The organism is Mesorhizobium sp. WSM1293, assembly GCF_000513875.1.
GTDB classification, from domain to species: Bacteria; Pseudomonadota; Alphaproteobacteria; order Rhizobiales; family Rhizobiaceae; genus Mesorhizobium; species Mesorhizobium ciceri.
Window position 1 is genome coordinate 37,546 of record NZ_AZUV01000027.1, and the last position, 20,024, is coordinate 57,569.

Here is a 20,024-nt window from a genome sequence, read left to right on the forward strand (position 1 = left end):
AAGGCAGCGCTACGATCCCCGAGCATTCCCGTTGAGGAGGTCCCATGATCGTCGACAAAGCCAATGCGGCGCTGGATTCCGTGTATACGGCCGACACGCCGGAAGCGCTTGAAGAGGCCTATGCCGCATGGGCCGCGACCTATGACAGCGAGACCGCCTCGCTCGGCTACCTCCTGCCTTTCCTGATCACCGCCTGGGTGGCGCGCCATGTGCCGGCGGACGATGGCCCCTTGCTCGATGCCGGCTGCGGCACCGGCCTGTCGGGACCGTCGCTGAATGCGCTCGGCTACCGCGACATTGCGGGGCTCGACCTCTCGGACGATATGCTGAAGATCGCCGGCAGCCGCAATGCCTACAGCGAACTGAAGCAGGCAATGCTGGGCGGTCCGCTGCCGTGGCCGGACGGGTATTTCCGCGCCTTCTTCTCGACAGGCGTGTTCACCATCAGCCATGCGCCGGCGACAGGCCTGCACGAACTGGTGCGCATCACCCGCAAGGGCGGCCATGCGATCTTCACCGTGCGCGACCGGGTGTTCGAGAGCGGCGGCTTCCAGGCGGTGTTCGATGAGTTGGAGCAGACTGGGAAATGGCGGCCGGTCGAGGAAAGCCCGTGGTTCCGCTGCTATGCGATCGCCGAGCCGGATGCGCTGGTGAAGACGTTCGTGTTTGAAGTGATCTGAGCGGCGCGTTCTCCGATCTTGGCTTCCTTCCTCTCCCTCCGGAGGGGGGAGAGGTGGCGCTGCGAAGCAGCGACGGAGTGGGGGAAGGCGGTTCTCGAAGGCACAGTCGCCGATAGGCGAGCACGATCAGGCTGGCTCCAAATCTCGTGCAGCCGGGTAACCCAGCGCATGCATCGCCTCGACACGAAATCACAACACTTGAGCCGGTCNNCCCCCACTCCGTCGAGCTTCGCTCGACACCTCTCCCCCGATCGACGGGGTAGAGGAAGGCGCTAGCTTAAGTAAGGTCGGCTCCCTTCCTCTCCCCCTGAAGGTGTGGAAGTGAGGACGAGGAACCCGAGTTCTGCGAAGGCAGCTTCCAATTGCCGAAAACCCAAAACATTGATATGAGCCACGCCATGGAAGAGCTTTTTGGCGATCCGGCCTACAAGGGGTTCGTGCTGCAGGACAGAAAACGCCTGCCGTCGCGCTTCTCCGCGCGCGTGTCCGGGGCGCTGACCAGCCGACTACCCTAGGCCGACCCATCGGGGTCGTTTCGCCGGGCCGGAGGTCCGGCACCTGCTCTTTCCCATTCTCATATCGACGGATTTACGCACATGAGCGCACCGCGCACCCTCTACGACAAGATTTTCGACGACCATGTCGTCGATCGCCAGGACGACGGCACCTGCCTGCTCTACATCGACCGCCACCTGGTCCATGAAGTGACCAGCCCGCAGGCCTTCGAAGGCCTGCGCATGACCGGCCGTAAAGTCCGGCATCCGGAAAAGACGCTGGCCGTGGTCGATCACAATGTCTCGACTTCGCCCGAGCGCAAGTTCGGCATCAAGAACGAGGAAAGCCGCATCCAGGTCGAGGCGCTGGCCAAGAACGCCAGGGATTTCGGCGTCGAATATTATTCCGAGAACGATATCCGCCAGGGCATCGTCCACATCATCGGTCCGGAGCAGGGCTTTACACTGCCCGGCATGACCATCGTCTGCGGCGACAGCCACACCTCGACGCACGGCGCTTTCGGCGCGCTGGCGCATGGCATCGGCACATCCGAGGTCGAGCATGTTCTGGCGACGCAGACGCTGATCCAGCGCAAGGCCAAGAACATGCTGGTGCGTGTCGACGGCCAATTGCCGGAAGGTGTCACCGCCAAGGACATCATCCTGGCCATCATCGGCGAGATCGGCACTGCCGGTGGCACCGGCTATGTCATCGAATATGCCGGCGAGGCGATCCGTGCGCTGTCGATGGAGGGCCGCATGACGATCTGCAACATGTCGATCGAAGGCGGCGCGCGCGCCGGCCTGATCGCCGCGGACGAGACGACCTTCGCCTATGTCAAGGACAAGCCGCGCGCGCCGAAGGGCGCGGCCTGGGATGCGGCACTCGAATACTGGAAGACGCTACAGTCCGACGAGGGCGCGCATTTCGACAAGGTGATCGTGCTCGACGCGGCCAAGCTGCCGCCGATCGTCTCCTGGGGCTCTTCGCCCGAGGACGTCGTGTCGGTGCAAGGCATCGTGCCGAACCCGGACGACATCACCGATGAGAACAAGCGCACCTCCAAGCAGCGTGCGCTCGACTATATGGGTCTGACGCCGGGCACCAGGATCACCGACATCACGCTCGACCGCGTCTTCATCGGTTCCTGCACCAATGGCCGCATCGAGGATCTGCGCGCCGTCGCCAAGGTGGTCGAAGGCAAGACGGTCAGCCCGCATGTCGATGCGATGATCGTGCCGGGCTCCGGCCTGGTCAAGGAACAGGCGGAAGCCGAAGGCCTCGACAAGATCTTTGTCGCCGCCGGTTTCGATTGGCGCGAGCCGGGCTGCTCGATGTGCCTGGCCATGAACGACGACCGGCTGAAGCCGCATGAACGCTGCGCCTCGACTTCGAACCGCAATTTCGAGGGCCGGCAAGGCTTCAAGGGCCGCACCCATCTGGTGTCGCCGGCGATGGCGGCCGCGGCGGCGATCGCCGGCCACTTCGTCGACATTCGCGAGTGGAAGTAGTCCAGACTTGAACGGACCCGAGCCGCACCCGGCTCGGGTCAACGCTTCCCGTCACGGCGGACGAGTTCGTGGAACTCCTCGCGGCGTCCAGGCTGTTCGGCCGCGACCACAAGCGCAAGCTGTTGTTCCTCGAAGAGCTTGAACCATTCGTCCCATTCGACGAGTTCATAGCCTCCCGCATTGAGCGGCCGTTCAGGCTGGTCCTGATCCTGATAGGCGTGCTGGCCGAAGACCAGCCTCAACATGGGCTGCGTCCCCGCTTCGGGCGAGATGTCGACGATTGCGGGAAAGCCGGCGCGCCCGGCAGCCCACGAGCGGATCGCATCGTGGTCGGTCAGTGTGATTGTGTCGGCCATCGGTCGCTCCAGATTGTCAACGAAGGAACGCTGACCGGAGACGGCGGTTCCCTGACATTATTTTGAGATGGCGGTCCTGCTTGCGGCGAGGCTTAACCGCTTGTTTGGGCTTGCCCTCTAAGCTCTTCCCCGACGTAAGCGAGGGGAAGTCATAGTCGTTTGGACACGGGTCTGCTCATAGCGCTGCTCAACCCGACGATCGCGCTGGCGCTCGGCGCGGCGTTCCTCGTGCTATGGTCCTATCAGCGCCACCGCCCCTATCTGGCCGTGCTGGCGCTCAGCTACAGTCTCTCGGCGGTGGGCTTCCTGCTTCAGTATTTCACCTTGCCGATCGGCATGCCGCTGACCAAGCTGGTGTCGAACATCTGCTTCAGCATCGCCGGCTGCTGCCTGGCCGGCGCCATCGTCCACCGCTATGGCCGCAAGGTGCCCTATGTGGGGATCGGCGCGCTGGCCTGCGGGGGACTGGCGTCGTTTTGCTGGTTCCTGTTCATCGCGCCGGATCTCACCTGGCGCATCCTGGCGATGAATTTCGCTTTCGGCGGTATCAGCCTTCTGGTTGCCGCCGAACTGCGCCCGGTGCGCAACAGCGGCCCGACCGAGAAAATCCTGTTCGTGCTGTCGCTGCTGTCGGGCGTCAACTTCTTCGTGCGCACCCTTATCGTCGTCATCGCGCACGGGCCCTTCACGAGCTATGACGGGTTCTATGGCTCGTCCTACTGGACGACGGCGCTGCTGTCGCACGCGCTGCTGTCGCTGCTTATCGCGCTGTGCCTGTTTTCCGCCGCGGCACTCGACGTGTTGAAGGCGTTGAAGACCGAGACCTTTACCGACCCTCTGTCGGGCCTGCTCAACCGGCGTGGCTTCGAGGAGCGCGGCATGCTGCTCTTGCGGCACTGCGCCTCGGCGCGGTTCCCGGTCGCGCTGGTGCTGGCCGACCTCGACCATTTCAAGGCGCTCAACGATGTGCATGGGCATGGGGCGGGCGATCGCGTGATTGCCGATTTCGCCGCCAAGCTTCGGTCGGCGGCCGGCGCGCGCGGTGTTGCCGGGCGTATCGGCGGCGAGGAATTCGCCGTGCTGCTGCCACTCAGCGATCTTGCCGCGGCACGGCTGTTCGCCGAAGCGGTGCGCACGGTCTATTCGGCCGGCCATGTCGACGGGCTTCCCCAGGGAACGAAGGTGACGGCAAGCTTCGGCGTGGCGGCCCGCAGCGGTGACGAGGCGCTGGAGCCGCTGATGCGCCGTGCCGACGATGCGCTCTACAAGGCCAAGAAGAACGGCCGCGACAGTGTACGCCTGTCCTATGAGCGACCGGAAACGGCGTTCCTGCCGGAGCCGCTCAAGACCGGCTGAATCCTGCCCGGCCAGGACGTTAACGTCTTCTTCGCCCGTCGATGATTAGCTGTCGGCGCGGGTGCGGGAGAACATGAGCGGCGCCAACTTCATCCTGTTGATCAATCTGTCGGTTGCCGGCCTGCTGGCGGCCTGCTTCATGGCGGTCGCCTTCCACGATGTCGGCCGGGCGCCGGCGCGCTGGCTGGCATTTGGCTATCTGCTGGGCATGGCCTATTCGGCCATCGAATTCTCCATTCCCGCTTTTGCCGACGCGCGGCTCCCGGTCGTTGCCGCCTTCGCGGTCTTCCTTGCCGCCACCATTGCGTTCAATGGCGGGCTTGCCCGCAAATACGGCGTGGCGCCGCCCTGGAAGGCGATGCTGTTTTTCCTGTTGGCCACCACCATAGCTGTGTATTTCGTACAGGACCTGCCCCGCCAGTCGCTGATCCGCATCATGGCCTATCAGCTTCCCTATGCGGTCATGCAGTTCATCGGGCTGGCCATCGTCTGGTCATCGAGGCAAAAGCTTGCCCGTCTCGATCGCATATTGATGGCCGTGCTGGCGGCGAGCGGCCTGCAGTTTGCCTCCAAGCCATTCATCGCCCATGCGCTCGGCGGCTGGGGCGCCAATCCGCAAGCCTATCTGCAAAGCAACTACGCGCTGGTGTCGCAATCGCTCGGCACTGTCTTTGCGCTGGCGCTGGCGCTGCTGATGCTGGCCATCCTGGTTCGCGACGTGCTTGCCGAAGTGACGTCGAAGTCGGAGACGGACACGCTTTCGCGCCTGCTCAATCGCGGCGGCTTCACCCGCCATGCCGAACTGGCGGTGCTTGGCGCCCTGCGGCAAGGCGTGCCGGTCGCGCTGGTCATAGCCGATCTCGATCATTTCAAGAGCGTCAACGACAGCTTCGGCCATGCGTCCGGCGACCGGGTGATCGAGACTTTTGCAGGCTTCCTGCGTGAAGCCGCCGCCGCGCATCACGTTGCCGGCCGCATTGGCGGCGAGGAGTTCGCCATCATCCTGCCGGGAACCAACCTTGCCGCGGCGCGGCTGTTCGCCGAGGGAACGCGCAGCGCCTTCGGCGCGCTGCCCATAGACGGACTGCCGGCTGACAACCGCTGCACCGCGAGCTTCGGCGTCGCCGAACTCCATGCGAGCGAAGACTTTGCCGATCTGATGCGGCGGGCCGACCAGGCGCTCTATCAGGCGAAGAATGCCGGGCGCGATTGCGTGCGCGTCTCCGTCGGGCCTGCCGGCAACTGGTCGTCAGCCGGAACGGAAGCTAGCGGCAGGGGCTGAGTTCGGGCATCTCGCCGTCGGAGAGGCCGTACATATAGGAGCGGCCCTTCACCAGCACCGGCGGCCGGTAGCAATCGCTATAACCGCCGATTTCGTCGGCTTCGTTCTCGTAGATCACCTTGGGCTGGCCGGCGCTGGTGTAGTCGGAGAGCTGCTTGGCCAGCCTGCCTTGGCCGACGATGATGCGCTTGTAGCCGGCGGCGCTGTCGACGACGAGGTTGCCGAAGGAATCGGCGTAGACGCGATCCTGATGCCGTGCGCCGGCAAGCGCTGGCGCTGCAAGGCCGGCGACCGAGGCTGCTACGACGAGCGCCGCAAGGCGCGATTTGCCCGAATTCGAACGCATGGCGTCCTCCGTGTCTTGAGGGAAAGCCTCCTCGAATCAGAAATTAACGGTTTCTTAACCTTTGTTAAGAGGCCGGCGCGGTTGGCGGCGATGTCTCGGTAAACATGGTTAATATCCGTTAATATCCGACTGGATGGAAAACCCGGTGGCCATCATTCGGCCATGCTTGGCCGCACCATCGCGGCGGCGTCCGCCTTGGCGTCGGGACGATCGTGATCTGGACAAAGCATCGTGGCCGCTTGCCGCGCGGGAGGACAGCATATGGCGCTACGCCGGCCGATTTGGGTGTCCGTTTTCCCGTTGCTCGGTGTCGTCGCTGCCTGTGTGCCGCAAGACAGCGCGCCGAAGGCAGCCAATACCGTCGTCGTCTCACCTGCGCCGGCCCAGCAGTCCGTCGCAGCCGCGGTGCCTCCGGCAGCTGCAACCAAGATTATCACCGACCTTACCGCGCCGCGACCAGGCACAGGCACGGCCACCTATAGATGCGGCAACAACGGTATGATTTTCATCCAAAATCTAGGCACGTCGTTGCGTGTGGTCGGGTCCGACGGCGCGACCGAGGAGTTTGCGGCGTCGCCTGCCAACCAGAGCAGCCGCTACCAGGCGGCCACGCATGACGCAATCGTGATCGACGGGCGCGAGGCGCTGGTGATGAAGAAGGGATCGACGCCGCAGACCTGCAAACGCTGACGCCAGTCTCACCACCGCTGGGCCCTGGGGCAGATATGTTGCACTGCAGCGATATCGAGCCGGCTTCAGGCCTTCCCGGCCTAATCGATTGAAGCCAAAGCCCGCCTTTTAGTCAGACTAAATTACGTTTTCGAAACGGTTTTCTGGCTTTGACGCGGTGCAAAAAGAGCATTAGAAACCGGCTGTCCGAAGTCGCAACCGGAAGCGGCAATGCCGTATTTCCACCTGAGGCTCCAGAGAGACGCCGAACTGGGGGAGCCATGAGCAAATCACCAGCCACCCGCGAATTTGCCAGACGTGAACGGCCGATTTCGCCGCACCTCACCGTGTACCGGCCGCCGATCACCATGACGATGTCGATCATTCACCGCATCACCGGCGGCGCGCTGTATTTCGGCACGCTGCTGGTCGCCCTGTGGCTGATGGCGGCGGCAAGCTCGCAGGCGACCTTCGATTGGGCCAATTGGGCCTTCGGCACCTGGCTCGGCCGGATCATCCTGTTCGGCTACACCTGGGCGCTGATGCATCATATGCTGGGCGGCGTACGGCACCTCATCTGGGACACGGGCGCGGGCCTGGAAAAGCATACCGCCTCGAAGATCGCCTGGGCGACGCTGGCCGGCTCGATCCTGCTCACGCTGCTGATATGGATCGCCGGCACCATGGCGCGGGGAGCTTGATCATGAGCGGCAAAAACACCGACATGCGCACGCCGCTGGCGAGGGTCCGCGGCCTCGGCTCCGCCCGCGAGGGCACCGGGCATTTCTGGCGCCAGCGCCTGACCGCGATCGCCAACATCCCGCTGATCCTGTTCTTCGTCGGTTTCCTGATCGCGCTCAACGGCGCCGACCACGAGCATGTGCGGGCAGCCCTTGCCAACCCGTTCGTGGCGCTGGTGATGGCCCTGGTGCTCATCTCCGGTCTCACCCATATGCGGATCGGCATGCAGGTGATCATCGAGGATTACGTGCATGGCGAAGGCATGAAGCTGGCGCTGATCGCGCTCAATACATTTTTCACCATAGCGGTCGGCGTCGCATCGATCTTCGCCCTGCTCAAGCTGGCATTCGGAGGCTGAGTTGGCCAAGGACGCGAAACAAGCCAACACGGCAGGCTATACCTTTGTCGACCACAAGTTCGACGTGGTGGTCGTTGGCGCCGGCGGCGCCGGCCTGCGCGCCACGCTCGGCATGGCCGAACAGGGGCTGCGCACCGCCTGCATCAGCAAGGTGTTCCCGACCCGCTCGCACACGGTGGCGGCGCAAGGCGGCATTGCCGCCTCGCTGTCCAACATGGGTCCCGATTCCTGGCAATGGCACATGTACGACACCGTCAAGGGCTCGGACTGGCTGGGCGATGTCGACGCCATGGAATATCTGGTGCGCGAGGCGCCGGCCGCGGTCTACGAGCTCGAACATTACGGCGTGCCGTTTTCGCGCACCGAAGAGGGCAAGATCTACCAGCGGCCGTTCGGCGGCCACATGATGAACTATGGCGAAGGTCCCCCGGTGCAGCGCACCTGTGCCGCCGCCGACCGCACCGGGCATGCCATCCTGCACACGCTTTACGGCCAGTCGCTGAAGAACAATGCGCAGTTCTTCATCGAGTATTTCGCGCTCGACCTGATCATGGAGCCGGACGGCACCTGCACCGGTGTCGTCGCCTGGAACCTGGATGACGGCACCATCCACCGCTTCTCGGCCAAGATGGTGGTGCTGGCGACCGGCGGCTATGGCCGCGCCTATTTCTCGGCCACCTCGGCGCACACCTGCACCGGCGACGGCGGCGGCATGGCCGCGCGTGCCGGCTTTCCGCTGCAGGACATGGAGTTCGTGCAATTCCACCCGACCGGCATCTATGGCGCCGGCTGCCTGATCACCGAGGGTGCGCGCGGCGAGGGCGGCTATCTCGTCAATTCCGAGGGCGAGCGCTTCATGGAGCGCTACGCGCCGTCAGCCAAGGACCTTGCCTCGCGCGACGTCGTCTCGCGCTGCATGACGCTGGAGATCCGCGAAGGCCGCGGCGTCGGCAAGAACAAGGACCACATCTTCCTGCATCTCGACCATCTCGATCCCGCCGTCCTGCATGAGCGGCTGCCGGGCATTTCGGAATCGGCCAAGATCTTTGCCGGTGTCGACCTGACCAAGGAGCCGATCCCGGTGCTGCCCACGGTCCACTACAATATGGGCGGCGTGCCGACCAATTACTGGGGCGAGGTGCTCAATCCGACGGCGCTCAATCCAGACCAGGTGTCGCCCGGATTGATGGCTGTCGGCGAAGCCGGCTGCGCCTCCGTGCACGGCGCCAACAGGCTCGGTTCGAATTCGTTGATCGATCTTGTGGTGTTCGGCCGCGCGGCGGCGATCCGCGCCGGCCAGGTCATCGACCGCAAGTCGGCGATCCCTTCGCCCAACGAAGCCTCGGTCGAAAAGATCATGGACCGCTTCGACCGGCTGCGTTACGCCAACGGCTCGACACCGACGGCGGTGCTGCGTGAAAAGATGCAGAAGGCGATGCAGGAAGACGCGGCCGTATTCCGCACGCAGGAGTCGCTCGAAAATGGCTGTAAGCGCATTTCGCAGATCTGGGGCGAGTTGAAGGACATCAAAGTGTCCGACCGCTCGATGATCTGGAACTCCGATCTGGTCGAAACGCTGGAGCTGGAAAACCTGATGGCCAATGCCATCACCACGGTCTACAGCGCCGAGGCGCGCAAGGAGAGCCGTGGCGCGCACGCACGCGAGGACTTTTCGGCGCGCGACGACGCGGTCTGGCGCAAGCATACGCTGGCCAGGCTGAGCGAAGACGGCGAGGTGGCACTCTCCTACCGGCCGGTGCACACCGAGCCGCAGCTGGCTGAAAAGGACGGCGGCATCAGCCTCGCCAAGATCGCGCCCAAGGCCAGAGTGTATTGAGGATCGAACATGGTTGAACTCACGCTCCCCAAGAATTCGCAGATCAAGCCGGGCAAGACCTGGCCGAAGCCGGAGGGCGCCACCAATCTGCGGGAATACCGCATCTATCGCTGGTCGCCGGACGACGACGAGAACCCGCGCATCGATACCTATTTCGTCGACATGGACGACTGCGGGCCGATGGTGCTCGACGCGCTGCTGTGGATCAAGAACAAGATCGACCCGACGCTGACCTTGCGGCGTTCCTGCCGCGAAGGCATTTGCGGCTCCTGCGCCATGAACATCGACGGTTCCAACACGCTCGCCTGCACCAAGGGCTGCGACGACATTTCGGGCGCGGTAAAAGTCTACCCGCTGCCGCATATGCAGGTGGTCAAGGATCTGGTGCCCGACCTCACCAATTTCTACGCCCAGCACGCGTCGATCCAGCCTTGGCTGAAGACGGTGTCGCCGGAGCCGGCCAAGGAGTGGCTGCAGAGCCATGAGGACCGCGAGAAGCTCGACGGGCTCTATGAATGCATATTGTGCGCCTGCTGCTCGACCTCGTGCCCGAGCTATTGGTGGAACGGCGACCGCTATCTCGGCCCGGCAACGCTTCTGCAGGCCTATCGCTGGCTGATCGATAGCCGCGACGAGGCCACCGGCGAGCGGCTCGACAATCTCGAAGACCCGTTCCGGCTCTATCGCTGCCACACCATCATGAACTGCGCGCAGACCTGCCCCAAAGGCCTCAACCCGGCCAAGGCGATCGCGGAGATCAAGAAGATGATGGTGGAGAGAAGGGTTTAGGCGGTTGGTTGGTTGCCGGCGAGAGTAATCCAATGAGCGATGACCTTCCCATCCTTTCCCCTGTGGAAGCTCGCATTCTCGGCTGCCTGATCGAGAAGAAGGAGCTGACGCCGGATGTCTATCCGCTGACGCTCAACGCGGCACTGGCCGCCGCCAACCAGAAGACGGCGCGCGAGCCGGTGATGGCGCTGGAGCAGAGCGAGGTGCACCGGGGGCTGAAGCTGCTCGAACAAAAGGGGCTGGTGCGGCAGATGTTCGGTTCGCGTGTCGAGCGCTACGAGCACCAGATGGCGCAGCGCTTCTCGCTGACCACACCGCAGACCGCCTTGATCGGCTTGCTGTTGCTGCGCGGGCCGCAGACGGCCCATGAATTGTCGGCGCGCACCGAGCGCATGGCACGGTTTTCGTCGATCGAAGATTTGCGCGCCGAGCTCGACATGCTGATCGGCCGCCGACCGCCACTCATCCAGGAAATCCCACGCGGACCGGGCCAGCGCGAGGAGCGTTACGTCCATCTGCTGAGCGGGATTCCGCAGATCGCCCCCATCGCCATGCAGGCTGCGTCGGCTGCTTCATCTGCCTCCGGCCTCGAGGAGCGCGTCAGCGCCCTCGAGGAGGAGATTGCAATGTTACGCGCCCGCATCGACGCGCTGACCGGCGAGCGCTAGGTTCACCTCCTCGAGTAAACGCCGCTCGCTTCGCCGTCGGGGTCGATCAGCCGCAACTGGTTGCCGTCCAGTTGCCAACGCAAGGAGACCGGCTTCAGGTCACCGGGCTTGAATTTCCAGAGGCCCGTAAGGTCGGGCCGGCAACCATTGACGGATTTGTAGGTTCCTGCCGTCGGCGTGAAAACCAGGGTCGAACCGCGCACGGAGGCCTTGCCGGTTTTCAGGGTCAGCGACCGGACCTGACCGCAGCCGTCGACCAGAGACGATTGGAACAGCGCGTAATAGGTGCGCCCGTCAGCCCCGAAGGTAAAGGTGACGCTGCCGCCGCTGCCTGGATCGCAGTTGCTGAATGTGTCGCAATAATTGCCGCTGGCAACTGCAAAACCCCACTTGCCGACGAGCGCTCCCGGCATCGCACCGAGGCGCGAGCGTGTCGTCGGTCCCTTGCCCTGGCCGTAAGCGCCGCCGGCGCTGAAGGCCAGCCAGCCGGCAAGCCCGACAAGTGCCGCCCGGCAGGCGTGGTGTGACGAGGCCCTCAACATCCTTTGCTCGCAACAAGCTGCCGGAGATAGACAAGCCGCGTGCCGATGACATTGTTGACGATCGCCGTCTTGCCGGCCGGCGCCATGCCGCCGTATTTCTTGACCGACGGCCCATGATTCTTCGCCTCTTCGTAACCTGCCATCAATTGCCGCAGATCCGCACAGGACATCGAGGCGTACTTCGCCTGCTCCTGCGGGCTGATGACGCTCGATTGCGCCATGCCGGCGGAGTTGGCCGCCGCCATGCCGGCCATGCCGACGACCGCAGAAACCGGGTTGATGCCGACGCAGCCCGATAGGCCGAGGCACAGGACCGGTGCCGCCAGGACTGTATGCCGGACGCTCATGGCCGACGCTCCCCACACGGCCGCTTCGGATCGCGATGGTCGGCGACGGTTCCGCCGAGAGCGATGGACAACAGATAGACGCGTGGATTGAAGCCTGCCGAGGCGAGCCCCGACAGTGTCCTGAACAATTGCAAATGATACATCGAACCCCCTTGTGGCTGTTTGCGATGCGCTTCCTGATCGGAAACGCGCTGCAAACTAGGTCCGGCAAAAGCGGGCAGCTTGGACGCAGCGGCCCTAAAAACGGCCCAAACGGCCCTGTATTGACGTTTTCGGAGGCGCGGCGCATATCACGCCGCTTCTGATTGACCTGAGGCATGGGGGATGCCGGTGACGGCGACGATGGGGCCAACCGCCTCGTTCCGACTGATGACGGACGCGCTTCCGGAGCGGGATCGCGTCGAGGTCATGCGCGAGGTCTATGGCCGCACGGTGCTCAAGGTCGATCTCGATCCACTCGGCCCGACGCATGTCGATATGCAGGTGCGCGCGTTGCCTGGCCTCGGCATCGCCACGGGCACGTGTTCGGAATTCCGCGTCCATCATTCGACGTCGCTGATCGACAGCGACGATCTCGTCCTCCTGGTCGCCCTCGATGGCGCAAGCGTGATGAAGCATCGCGGCCGCGAGGAGCCGGTCGGCAACGGCCAGGCGCTGATGATGAGCGGCGAGGAGGTCGGCCTCAATGTCATCCAGCCAGGCGGTCTTCGCTTCGTCAATATGAGCTTCTCGCTCAAGGCACTGTCACCGCTGATCGGCGACCCGGCCCCGGCGCTGATGCAGCCGCTGCCAACCTCCGGCGGGGCGATGCGGCTGCTGCTCGACTATGTCAGGTCGATCCAGGATGCCGGCGACGTGCTGACCCCGGAGGCCTGGCATCTGGCGACGACGCATATTTTCGATCTCGTCGCTCTGGCCATGGGTGCCACCCGAGACGCGGCAGAAATCGCCCGGGGCCGAGGCGTGCGCGTGGCGCGGCTGCGTGCCATCAAGGCCGAAATAACAGCCCATGGCGGCGACCTGTCGGCCGAAGACATCGCCCGCCGTCACCGCCTTTCGGCCCGCTACATCAGAAAACTGTTCGAGAGCGAAGGCACGTCGCTGTCGGATTTCATGCTGTGCCAGCGCCTGTTGCGCGCGCATCGGATGCTCAGCAATCCTCGTCATGCCGGACGCAGCATCACGGCGATCGCCTTCGAGGCAGGCTTCAACGACCTCTCCTATTTCAACCGGGCGTTCCGGCGGCGCTACGGCGCGACGCCATCGGATGTGCGGGCGGCCGCGTTGAAGGGCTGACCGCAAACGAAAACGCCGGCCCAAGGGCCGGCGGCTTCTGGATGAATTTGCCGTTCGGGCCTTCAGCCGAGCTTGGCGTCGAGCGATACGTTTATGGCGCCGAGCGCCTTCGAGACCGGGCAGCCGGCCTTGGCCTTTTCGGCCAATTCCTTGAACTTCGCCACGTCGATGCCCGGGACCTTGCCGACCACTGTGAGGGCGCTTCCGGTGATCCCGGTGCCGGGAACCAGCGTCACCACGGCCTTGGCGTCGAGTTCGGTGGCCGGCGTGCCGTTCTCGGCCAGGAAATGCGAAAACTGCATGGCAAAGCAGCCGGCGTGCGCCGCCGCGATCAGCTCTTCAGGGTTGGTGCCGGATTTGCCGCTCTCGTCCTCGAAGCGGGCTTTGAATGAATAGGGCGTGCCCTTCAGGGTTCCGCTCTGGGTGTCGAGCGTGCCCGTGCCCTCTTTCAGATTGCCTTTCCAGACGGCGTTTGCGGTGCGGTCCATGAATTCCTCCTTATTACAGCGGTGGCGCCGGCCAGGCGGCGTTCCTCCCAACTATAGCGCGGGCGCGAGGGAAGGCCACCGCGCTGTTTGCGCGCGCACGCAGCACCTGCGAGCCGCACCGAATTTTTTTGAAAAAATGTGCGTGCAAGAATGTCGACTTGCATCGGCCCCGACCGTCCTGCGGGCGGCCACGGATTCTCGTGGCGGATGGAGGTTCGCATGAACAATCTGTTTTCTGCCCATTGGACAAGCACCTGCCGAACGGCCGATCCAGGGAAAAGCGACCCGCTGCATGTGCCGCCCTCCGGCTTCGGCCGGCTGCTTGCGGCAGTTGCAATCATCGGCATTGCGGTCAGCCTTCTCGACCATGTCGCTGCCGGCAAGAACTCAACCGATACCGTGATCGCCTATGGTTCGTCACAGCAAGGGAGCTGGAAATGAAATATGTCTGTCTGGTCTATGGCGAGGAAAACGACCTCCATGCCATGACGCCGGAGCGTCTGGCCAAGCTCGATGCCGATTCGATGGCTCATGACCGGTCATTGGATCAGCGTGGGGTGCTGATCGTCGCGCAGGCGCTGCAATCGGTGAAGACGTCGAAGACGGTGCGGCGACGCCAGGGCAAGCGGCTGATCACCGACGGCCCGTTCGCCGAAACCAAGGAGCAGTTGCTTGGCTTCGTCATGATCGAGGCCGACAATCTCGACCAGGCGCTGGAGATCGCCGGCGAGATCCCGCTGGCCGAAATCGGCACCATCGAGGTGCGGGCGATCTACAATGTGCCGGGGTCATAGCCCCCGCCATGTGCTACAGCCACGCGGAAACCAAGGCGTTCGATTGAACGATCGTCCCGGTTCATTTGGTGCGCAACTTTTGCGTGTTGAAGCAAGGCGAGAGTTCTCCTATCGTCGCCGGGGTTCTTGGGGATTTCGACATGCCTTTCCTGATTGCTATCCTTGGCGTGATGGGCGCGGCGGCGTTCTGGTGGTACCGGATGAAGGCGATGAACGACGCGGCTCGCGAGGTTGCGGACGTTGTCGGGCGCGTGCAGGGCAACATCCATCGCAAGAAGCTGCGCAAGCAGGCGGCTCTGTCGCCTCTGACGGCGATCGATGATCCGGTCGTAGCGGCGGCTACGCTGATCACATCAATCGTCTCCGAGGATGGGCCCATCCTGCCGCAGCGCGAGGCTGTCATCCGCGCGGTGATTTCCGAGATCGCCGACAAGAAGAAGACCGACGAGGCGGTGATCTACGCCAAATGGGCGGCGGCGCAGGTCGACGACACCACCGTCGTCATCGACAAGCTGGCGCCGTTCCTGCGCGAACGCCTCGATGTCGCCGAGCGAAACGATCTGCTGCAAATGGTCAACCGCGCCGCCCAGGGCGGCGAAAAACGCCTCGAAATATCCGACCAGAGGATATTGCGGCTGCGGCAGAAGCTGGGTTTCGAGGTCAACTGAGCGATAACGCTCAGATCGCCTCGCCCTTCAACAATCGCGGCGTGCTGGCGGACAACCCCGACGCCTGGCGGATAAAAAAGTCCTTCAGGCGCGGCATGCGTTCGACAAGGCCGAGGCCGATGTCGCGGACGGTTCGCAACGGGCCGATATCGTTGGAAAACAGCCGGTTCAGCGCGTCCGTGGTGATGCCCATCTGCACCGTGTCGAAGCGGCGCCACTGCTGGTAGCGTTCGAGGACGTCGAGCGCGCCGATGTCCTGGCCGAGCCGGTCGGCCTCGACGATCACCTCGGCAAGGGCTGCGACATCCTTGAAGCCGAGATTGAGGCCCTGGCCGGCGATCGGGTGGATGCCGTGGGCGGCATCGCCGGCGAGTGCGATGCGGGGCGCGACGAAGGCACGCGCAATGGTCAAGCCGAGCGGCCAGGCGCGCGGCGCATCGGTAACGCGGATCTCGCCAAGCTTCAGGCCAAAACGCTGCTCGAGTTCGTGTTCGAACAGGAGATCGTCACCGGCCACCAGCTTCTCGGCATCGGGCGTACGCTCGACCCAGACGATCGACGAGCGGTTGGTGCCGTCCTCGCCGGGTTTGAGCGGCAATGTGGCGAAAGGCCCGGCCGGCAGGAAATGCTCTTCGGCGCGACCATTGTGCGGGCGTTCATGCGCTACCGTGCAGACGATGCCGGACTGGCCATATTCCCACTTCACCGTCTTGATGCCGGCCATGTCGCGCAGCTTCGAGTTGACGCCGTCGGCGGCGACCAGCAGCCGCGCCTTCAGCGCCGCGCCGTCGGCGAGATGCACGGTGATGCCACTGCCGTTGGTCTCGAAGCCCTGCACCGCGACGCCTTCGATGATATCGATGCCGAGCCTTTCGGCGCTGGCCCGCAAGGCGCCGTTCAGCACCTTGTTGGCGACCATATGCGCAAAGGGCTCGCCCGGCGCCACTTCGCCGCCGAAGGTCAGGAAGACCGGACGCACCGGATCGGCGGTGCGCGAATCGGTGATGATCATCTCAGTGATCGCCTGCGCCTGGGGTGCGATCTCGGCCCACACGCCGAGCTGGTCGAGCATGCGACAGGCGGCAGCGGCAATGGCCGAGGCGCGGCCATCCCTTTGCCAGGCGCCAGCAGGTGCCGCATCGACGAGAGCGATGGCGAGGCCCGGTCGCGCCTGTTTCAGCGATACGGCGGCGGCCAGGCCGACATAGCCGGCGCCGGCGACCAGGACATCGAGCCCGGATCTGTTTTTCGTGTCCGCCTTGCGTTCCATCATCTTCGCTCCTGCGCCGGCCGGGTCTTGCGCCCTTGACTGCCTGTCCGTCCTGTCGGAAACCGCCATAACACTTCTGCGGCGAGGGCGCGAAATATGACGGCAGCCATGGACGAGCTTCTCGGCATTCTCGACCTCGAGAAGCTGGAACACAATCTGTATCGTGGTCGCAGCCCGCTGCTCGACTGGCAGCGCGTGTTCGGCGGCCAGACCATCGCCCAGGCGCTGGTGGCGGCGCAGCGGACAGTGGATCCCGATCGGTACGTGCATTCGCTGCACGGCTATTTCATGCGGCCCGGCGACACCAAGGTGCCGATCGTCTACGAGGTCGACCGCATTCGCGACGGCGGCTCCTTCACCACGCGGCGCGTGGTGGCGGTCCAGCACGGCCAGGCGATCTTTTCGCTCGAAGCCTCGTTCCAGCAGGATGAGGTCGGCCTGGAGCACCAGGTGCCGATGCCGCAGGACGTTCCGGGGCCGGACACATTGCTGTCGCAACGCGAATTGCTGGGCAAATTCGGCGAGGCGGTGCCCGATGGCATCAAACGCTACTGGGAGCGCGACCGGCCGATCGAGATGAAGCCGGTGATGCTGAAGCATTACACCAGCCGCGAAAAGCTGGAGCCAAAGCAGAACATCTGGATCCGCACCACCGGTCCGGTGCCGGCGGACCGCGCCATCCAGGCAGCGGTGCTCGCCTATCTCTCCGACATGACGCTGCTCGACACATCGACCTTCGCGCATGGCCGCGCCATTTTCGATCGCGATATCCAGGCGGCGAGCCTCGACCACGCCATGTGGTTCCACCGCAGCCATGCGCTCGACGACTGGATGCTCTACACGCAGGACAGCCCGTCGACGCAGGGCTCGCGCGGCTTTACACGCGGCTCGCTGTTTGCCCGCGACGGTACGCTGATTGCCTCGGTTGCGCAGGAAGGGCTGATCCGGCTCAAGCGGTCGCCTGCAGAGTAGGCATTTTTCAGAATTTGCCTAATTTTTAATCAGACGTATCGCCGCAGCTGTGGGCAGGTTGCGTCGGCGCACTCCCTAATCTCTTTGTTTACAGTGGCTTAACACTCTGCTTCGGCACTTGGCACGGAGCTTGAATCCTTGTGGGCACTCTCCGGCTCTTTGGGATCGGTGAAGGTGTGCAAACGCGGGGGACCGCAACAGCAAAGGGTGAAACCTTATGAAAATCGTGATGGCAATCATCAAGCCGTTCAAGCTCGACGAGGTACGCGAAGCGCTCACCGCCGTCGGCATCCAGGGCCTGACCGTCACCGAAGTCAAAGGCTACGGGCGTCAGAAAGGGCATACGGAGATCTATCGCGGGGCGGAATACGCGGTCAGCTTCCTGCCGAAGATCAAGATCGAAGTCGCGGTCAGTGCCGACATGGTCGACAAGGCCGTCGAAGCCATCACCGCAGCCGCCAAGACCGGCCAGATCGGCGACGGCAAGATCTTCGTTTTCGGCATCGATCAGGCGGTGCGCATCCGCACCGGCGAAACAGACACCGACGCGCTCTGAGCGGCGATCACGTATTCCAATGGAGAGTTCAATGAATATTCCTTCCACCTTGAAGACGACGGGACGAGCTGCCCTTTTGGGTTCGCTTACTCTCGCAGCATTGGGCACGGTCGCCGCCTTCGCACAGGAAGCGGCACCGGCCGCAGCCGCGGCCGCGCCGGCTGCTGCCCCGACCCCGGTGCTCGACACCGGCAACACCGCCTGGATGCTGACCTCGACGGCGCTGGTGCTGATGATGACCATTCCGGGCCTTGCGCTGTTCTACGGCGGCATGGTGCGCAAGAAGAACGTGCTCGCCACCGTCATGCAGAGCTTCGCCATCACCTGCCTGGTGACGGTGCTGTGGTTCATGTTCGGCTATTCGCTGGCCTTCTCGGACGGCGGCGGCGTGAACAGCTATATCGGCGGCACCTCGAAGTTCTTCCATCACGGCATCACCACGGCCTCGCTGTGGCTGCCGGGCGTCGCCAACATTCCTGAATTCGTGTTCTCGATGTTCCAGATGACGTTCGCCATCATCACGCCGGCGCTCATTGCCGGCGCCTTCGCCGAACGCATGAAGTTCTCGGCGCTGCTGATCTTCATGGCGTTGTGGCTGCTGGTCGTCTACGTGCCGATCGCGCATTGGGTCTGGGGTGGCGGCTTCCTCGGATCGGCGGGCGTGCTCGACTTTGCCGGCGGTACGGTCGTTCACATCAATGCCGGTGTCGCCGGTCTGGTCTGTGCGCTGGTTCTCGGCAAGCGCGAAGGCTATGGCACCACCAACATGGCGCCGCACAACCTGGTCTATTCGGTGATCGGCGCTTCGCTGCTGTGGGTTGGCTGGTTCGGCTTCAACGCCGGTTCGGAACTGGCAGCCGACGGTCTTGCCGGCGCTGCCATGCTCAACACCCAGGTTGCCACCGCGGCGGCGGCACTGGCCTGGATGTTCGCCGAATGGATCGTCGCCAAGAAGCCTTCCGTGCTCGGCATCATCTCGGGTGCGGTTGCCGGCCTCGTCGCGGTGACGCCGGCTTCCGGCTTCGTCAACCCGACCGGTGCCTTCATCGTCGGCATCGTCGCAGGCGTCGTCTGCTACCTCTCGGCGGTCAAGGTCAAGCACATGTTCGGCTATGACGACTCGCTCGACGCCTTCGGCGTGCATGGCGTCGGCGGTGTGGTCGGCGCTCTGCTCACCGGCGTGCTCGCCGACCCGGCGATCAACAGCCTCGGCGCAGGTGCTTCGCTCGGCAAGCAGATCTACGGCGTTGCCGTCACCATCGTGTGGACCGGCATTGCCACCTTCGTGCTCCTCTACATCGTCAAGGCGCTTGTCGGCCTGCGCCCGACGACCCAGGAAGAGGTCGAAGGCCTCGACATCTCCCAGCATGGCGAAGTGGTGCCGTAAGGCCAGCTTAGCCAAGGGGCCGGCGGAACCCTCCTCCCGCCGGCCCCATATCTCCACGCAATTCCGAATGGAAAGCGCTGCACAGTTCTCCTGGAATTGCTTTGAAAGATCCCGTCGTGACGCTCCCGAAAGGAGTTCACGCATTGAGGCCCGGATCGCATCCGGGCCTCTTTTTTTGGCAAGCCATTCCGGCAATGCCCGGCTTCACGCAATCACGTTCGCGTGATCATGTTTTTTGAGGAAACAACGACCGCTCTGGTTCCGAACCGTGGGGACGATCGTCGTTCTGACGCTCGTGCCAAACAACAGGGAAGGAAACCATCTCATGAACCTCAAGAACATCTGTCTCGGAGCGCTTGCTCTTTCCATGATCGGCGGCGTGGCGTTTGCCGGTGCTCTGGACGAGCCCGACAACATGGCGCCGTTCTTCACGGATTCCGGCATGAAAACCATGAAGCCGATGGCGGACTTCAAGACAGCTTTCATGGCCATGCCGATGGAAAAGCAGGAAGCGATGAAGAAGGAATGCCAGGATGCGGCGATGAGCAAGCCGCATGCGGAATTCTGCGCCAATGTGCAGGCGCTCGGCGGCGCCAACTGATTTGCCGCGATCGGG

Annotated in this window: 24 protein-coding genes; 18 read left to right on the forward strand and 6 right to left on the reverse strand. The window is 63.8% G+C overall.

Going from position 1 to position 20,024, the window contains the following annotated elements:
* The first annotated feature begins 44 nt into the window (after positions 1-44).
* Positions 45-680 carry a class I SAM-dependent methyltransferase gene (locus M729_RS0125740; RefSeq protein ID WP_027163296.1) on the forward strand — a complete coding sequence of 212 codons (636 nt, stop codon included), beginning with the start codon at positions 45-47 and terminating at the stop codon, positions 678-680.
* Between the two features lie 596 nt (positions 681-1,276).
* Positions 1,277-2,686, forward strand: coding sequence for a 3-isopropylmalate dehydratase large subunit (leuC, locus tag M729_RS0125750; RefSeq protein ID WP_027163297.1), 1,410 nt, complete (start codon positions 1,277-1,279; stop codon positions 2,684-2,686).
* A 38-nt stretch (positions 2,687-2,724) separates the two neighbouring features.
* Here leuC and M729_RS0125755 read toward each other — a convergent pair whose 3' ends face one another.
* The gene (locus tag M729_RS0125755; RefSeq protein ID WP_013528869.1) at positions 2,725-3,042 is read right to left on the reverse strand and encodes a hypothetical protein; all 318 of its coding nucleotides are present in this window, start codon (positions 3,040-3,042) and stop codon (positions 2,725-2,727) included.
* Between the two features lie 159 nt (positions 3,043-3,201).
* Here M729_RS0125755 and M729_RS0125760 point away from each other — a divergent pair, with 159 nt between their 5' ends.
* Together M729_RS0125760 and M729_RS0125765 are read left to right on the forward strand one after the other, a co-directional pair.
* A complete protein-coding gene (locus M729_RS0125760; protein ID WP_027163298.1) occupies positions 3,202-4,398 on the forward strand; it encodes a GGDEF domain-containing protein in 1,197 nt (398 codons plus the stop codon).
* 73 nt (positions 4,399-4,471) lie between these two features.
* Positions 4,472-5,680, forward strand: coding sequence for a GGDEF domain-containing protein (locus tag M729_RS0125765; protein WP_027163299.1), 1,209 nt, complete (start codon positions 4,472-4,474; stop codon positions 5,678-5,680).
* On the opposite strand, the gene M729_RS0125770 is transcribed toward M729_RS0125765, so the two are convergent.
* Positions 5,664-6,026, reverse strand: coding sequence for a hypothetical protein (locus tag M729_RS0125770; RefSeq protein WP_024504989.1), 363 nt, complete (start codon positions 6,024-6,026; stop codon positions 5,664-5,666). The genes M729_RS0125765 and M729_RS0125770 overlap by 17 nt on opposite strands.
* Positions 6,027-6,287: 261 nt before the next feature.
* On the opposite strand from M729_RS0125770, the gene M729_RS0125775 reads away from it, so the two are divergent.
* The 6 genes from M729_RS0125775 (at position 6,288) to M729_RS0125800 (ending at position 11,088) form a co-directional block, all read left to right on the forward strand.
* Positions 6,288-6,716 (forward strand): hypothetical protein, encoded by a 429-nt coding sequence (locus tag M729_RS0125775; RefSeq protein WP_027163300.1) that lies wholly within the window; start codon positions 6,288-6,290, stop codon positions 6,714-6,716.
* A gap of 260 nt (positions 6,717-6,976) precedes the next feature.
* On the forward strand, positions 6,977-7,396 hold the full coding sequence (sdhC, locus tag M729_RS0125780; RefSeq protein WP_013528874.1) for a succinate dehydrogenase, cytochrome b556 subunit: 420 nt from the start codon (positions 6,977-6,979) through the stop codon (positions 7,394-7,396).
* A 2-nt stretch (positions 7,397-7,398) separates the two neighbouring features.
* Positions 7,399-7,794 (forward strand): succinate dehydrogenase, hydrophobic membrane anchor protein, encoded by a 396-nt coding sequence (sdhD, locus tag M729_RS0125785; protein WP_013528875.1) that lies wholly within the window; start codon positions 7,399-7,401, stop codon positions 7,792-7,794.
* Between the two features lies 1 nt (position 7,795).
* A complete protein-coding gene (sdhA, locus tag M729_RS0125790; protein WP_027163302.1) occupies positions 7,796-9,631 on the forward strand; it encodes a succinate dehydrogenase flavoprotein subunit in 1,836 nt (611 codons plus the stop codon).
* A 9-nt stretch (positions 9,632-9,640) separates the two neighbouring features.
* Entirely contained in the window at positions 9,641-10,420 is a 780-nt protein-coding gene (locus M729_RS0125795) for a succinate dehydrogenase iron-sulfur subunit (protein ID WP_013528877.1), read from the forward strand.
* 32 nt (positions 10,421-10,452) lie between these two features.
* Positions 10,453-11,088, forward strand: coding sequence for a DUF480 domain-containing protein (locus tag M729_RS0125800; protein ID WP_027163303.1), 636 nt, complete (start codon positions 10,453-10,455; stop codon positions 11,086-11,088).
* Between the two features lie 2 nt (positions 11,089-11,090).
* Here M729_RS0125800 and M729_RS0125805 read toward each other — a convergent pair whose 3' ends face one another.
* Positions 11,091-11,630 carry a hypothetical protein gene (locus M729_RS0125805; RefSeq protein ID WP_027163304.1) on the reverse strand — a complete coding sequence of 180 codons (540 nt, stop codon included), beginning with the start codon at positions 11,628-11,630 and terminating at the stop codon, positions 11,091-11,093.
* Positions 11,624-11,977, reverse strand: a complete 354-nt coding sequence (locus tag M729_RS0125810) for a hypothetical protein (protein ID WP_013528880.1) — start codon at positions 11,975-11,977, stop codon at positions 11,624-11,626. Before M729_RS0125810 ends, M729_RS0125805 begins: the two co-directional genes overlap by 7 nt.
* Positions 11,978-12,301: 324 nt before the next feature.
* On the opposite strand from M729_RS0125810, the gene M729_RS0125820 reads away from it, so the two are divergent.
* Positions 12,302-13,273: an AraC family transcriptional regulator gene (locus M729_RS0125820; RefSeq protein ID WP_013528882.1), complete on the forward strand. Its 972-nt coding sequence runs from the start codon at positions 12,302-12,304 to the stop codon at positions 13,271-13,273.
* A 62-nt stretch (positions 13,274-13,335) separates the two neighbouring features.
* Here M729_RS0125820 and M729_RS0125825 read toward each other — a convergent pair whose 3' ends face one another.
* The gene (locus tag M729_RS0125825; RefSeq protein WP_027163305.1) at positions 13,336-13,761 is read right to left on the reverse strand and encodes an OsmC family protein; all 426 of its coding nucleotides are present in this window, start codon (positions 13,759-13,761) and stop codon (positions 13,336-13,338) included.
* A 219-nt stretch (positions 13,762-13,980) separates the two neighbouring features.
* On the opposite strand from M729_RS0125825, the gene M729_RS0125830 reads away from it, so the two are divergent.
* The 3 genes from M729_RS0125830 (at position 13,981) to M729_RS0125840 (ending at position 15,223) form a co-directional block, all read left to right on the forward strand.
* Positions 13,981-14,202, forward strand: a complete 222-nt coding sequence (locus tag M729_RS0125830; RefSeq protein ID WP_024504996.1) for a hypothetical protein — start codon at positions 13,981-13,983, stop codon at positions 14,200-14,202.
* A complete protein-coding gene (locus tag M729_RS0125835; protein WP_024504997.1) occupies positions 14,199-14,555 on the forward strand; it encodes a YciI family protein in 357 nt (118 codons plus the stop codon). Before M729_RS0125830 ends, M729_RS0125835 begins: the two co-directional genes overlap by 4 nt.
* A gap of 140 nt (positions 14,556-14,695) precedes the next feature.
* Positions 14,696-15,223, forward strand: coding sequence for a hypothetical protein (locus tag M729_RS0125840; protein ID WP_027163306.1), 528 nt, complete (start codon positions 14,696-14,698; stop codon positions 15,221-15,223).
* A 10-nt stretch (positions 15,224-15,233) separates the two neighbouring features.
* Here M729_RS0125840 and M729_RS0125845 read toward each other — a convergent pair whose 3' ends face one another.
* Complete coding sequence (locus tag M729_RS0125845; protein ID WP_027163307.1) at positions 15,234-16,493, reverse strand: ubiquinone biosynthesis hydroxylase; 1,260 nt, start codon at positions 16,491-16,493, stop codon at positions 15,234-15,236.
* A gap of 96 nt (positions 16,494-16,589) precedes the next feature.
* On the opposite strand from M729_RS0125845, the gene tesB reads away from it, so the two are divergent.
* The 4 genes from tesB (at position 16,590) to M729_RS0125865 (ending at position 20,009) form a co-directional block, all read left to right on the forward strand.
* The gene (gene tesB, locus M729_RS0125850; protein ID WP_013528888.1) at positions 16,590-17,465 is read left to right on the forward strand and encodes an acyl-CoA thioesterase II; all 876 of its coding nucleotides are present in this window, start codon (positions 16,590-16,592) and stop codon (positions 17,463-17,465) included.
* 217 nt (positions 17,466-17,682) lie between these two features.
* Entirely contained in the window at positions 17,683-18,021 is a 339-nt protein-coding gene (locus M729_RS0125855; RefSeq protein WP_013528889.1) for a P-II family nitrogen regulator, read from the forward strand.
* A gap of 205 nt (positions 18,022-18,226) precedes the next feature.
* Positions 18,227-19,408: an ammonium transporter gene (locus tag M729_RS0125860; RefSeq protein WP_224619141.1), complete on the forward strand. Its 1,182-nt coding sequence runs from the start codon at positions 18,227-18,229 to the stop codon at positions 19,406-19,408.
* Positions 19,409-19,733: 325 nt separating this feature from the next.
* Positions 19,734-20,009, forward strand: a complete 276-nt coding sequence (locus M729_RS0125865) for a hypothetical protein (RefSeq protein WP_013528891.1) — start codon at positions 19,734-19,736, stop codon at positions 20,007-20,009.
* Positions 20,010-20,024: the final 15 nt, after the last annotated feature.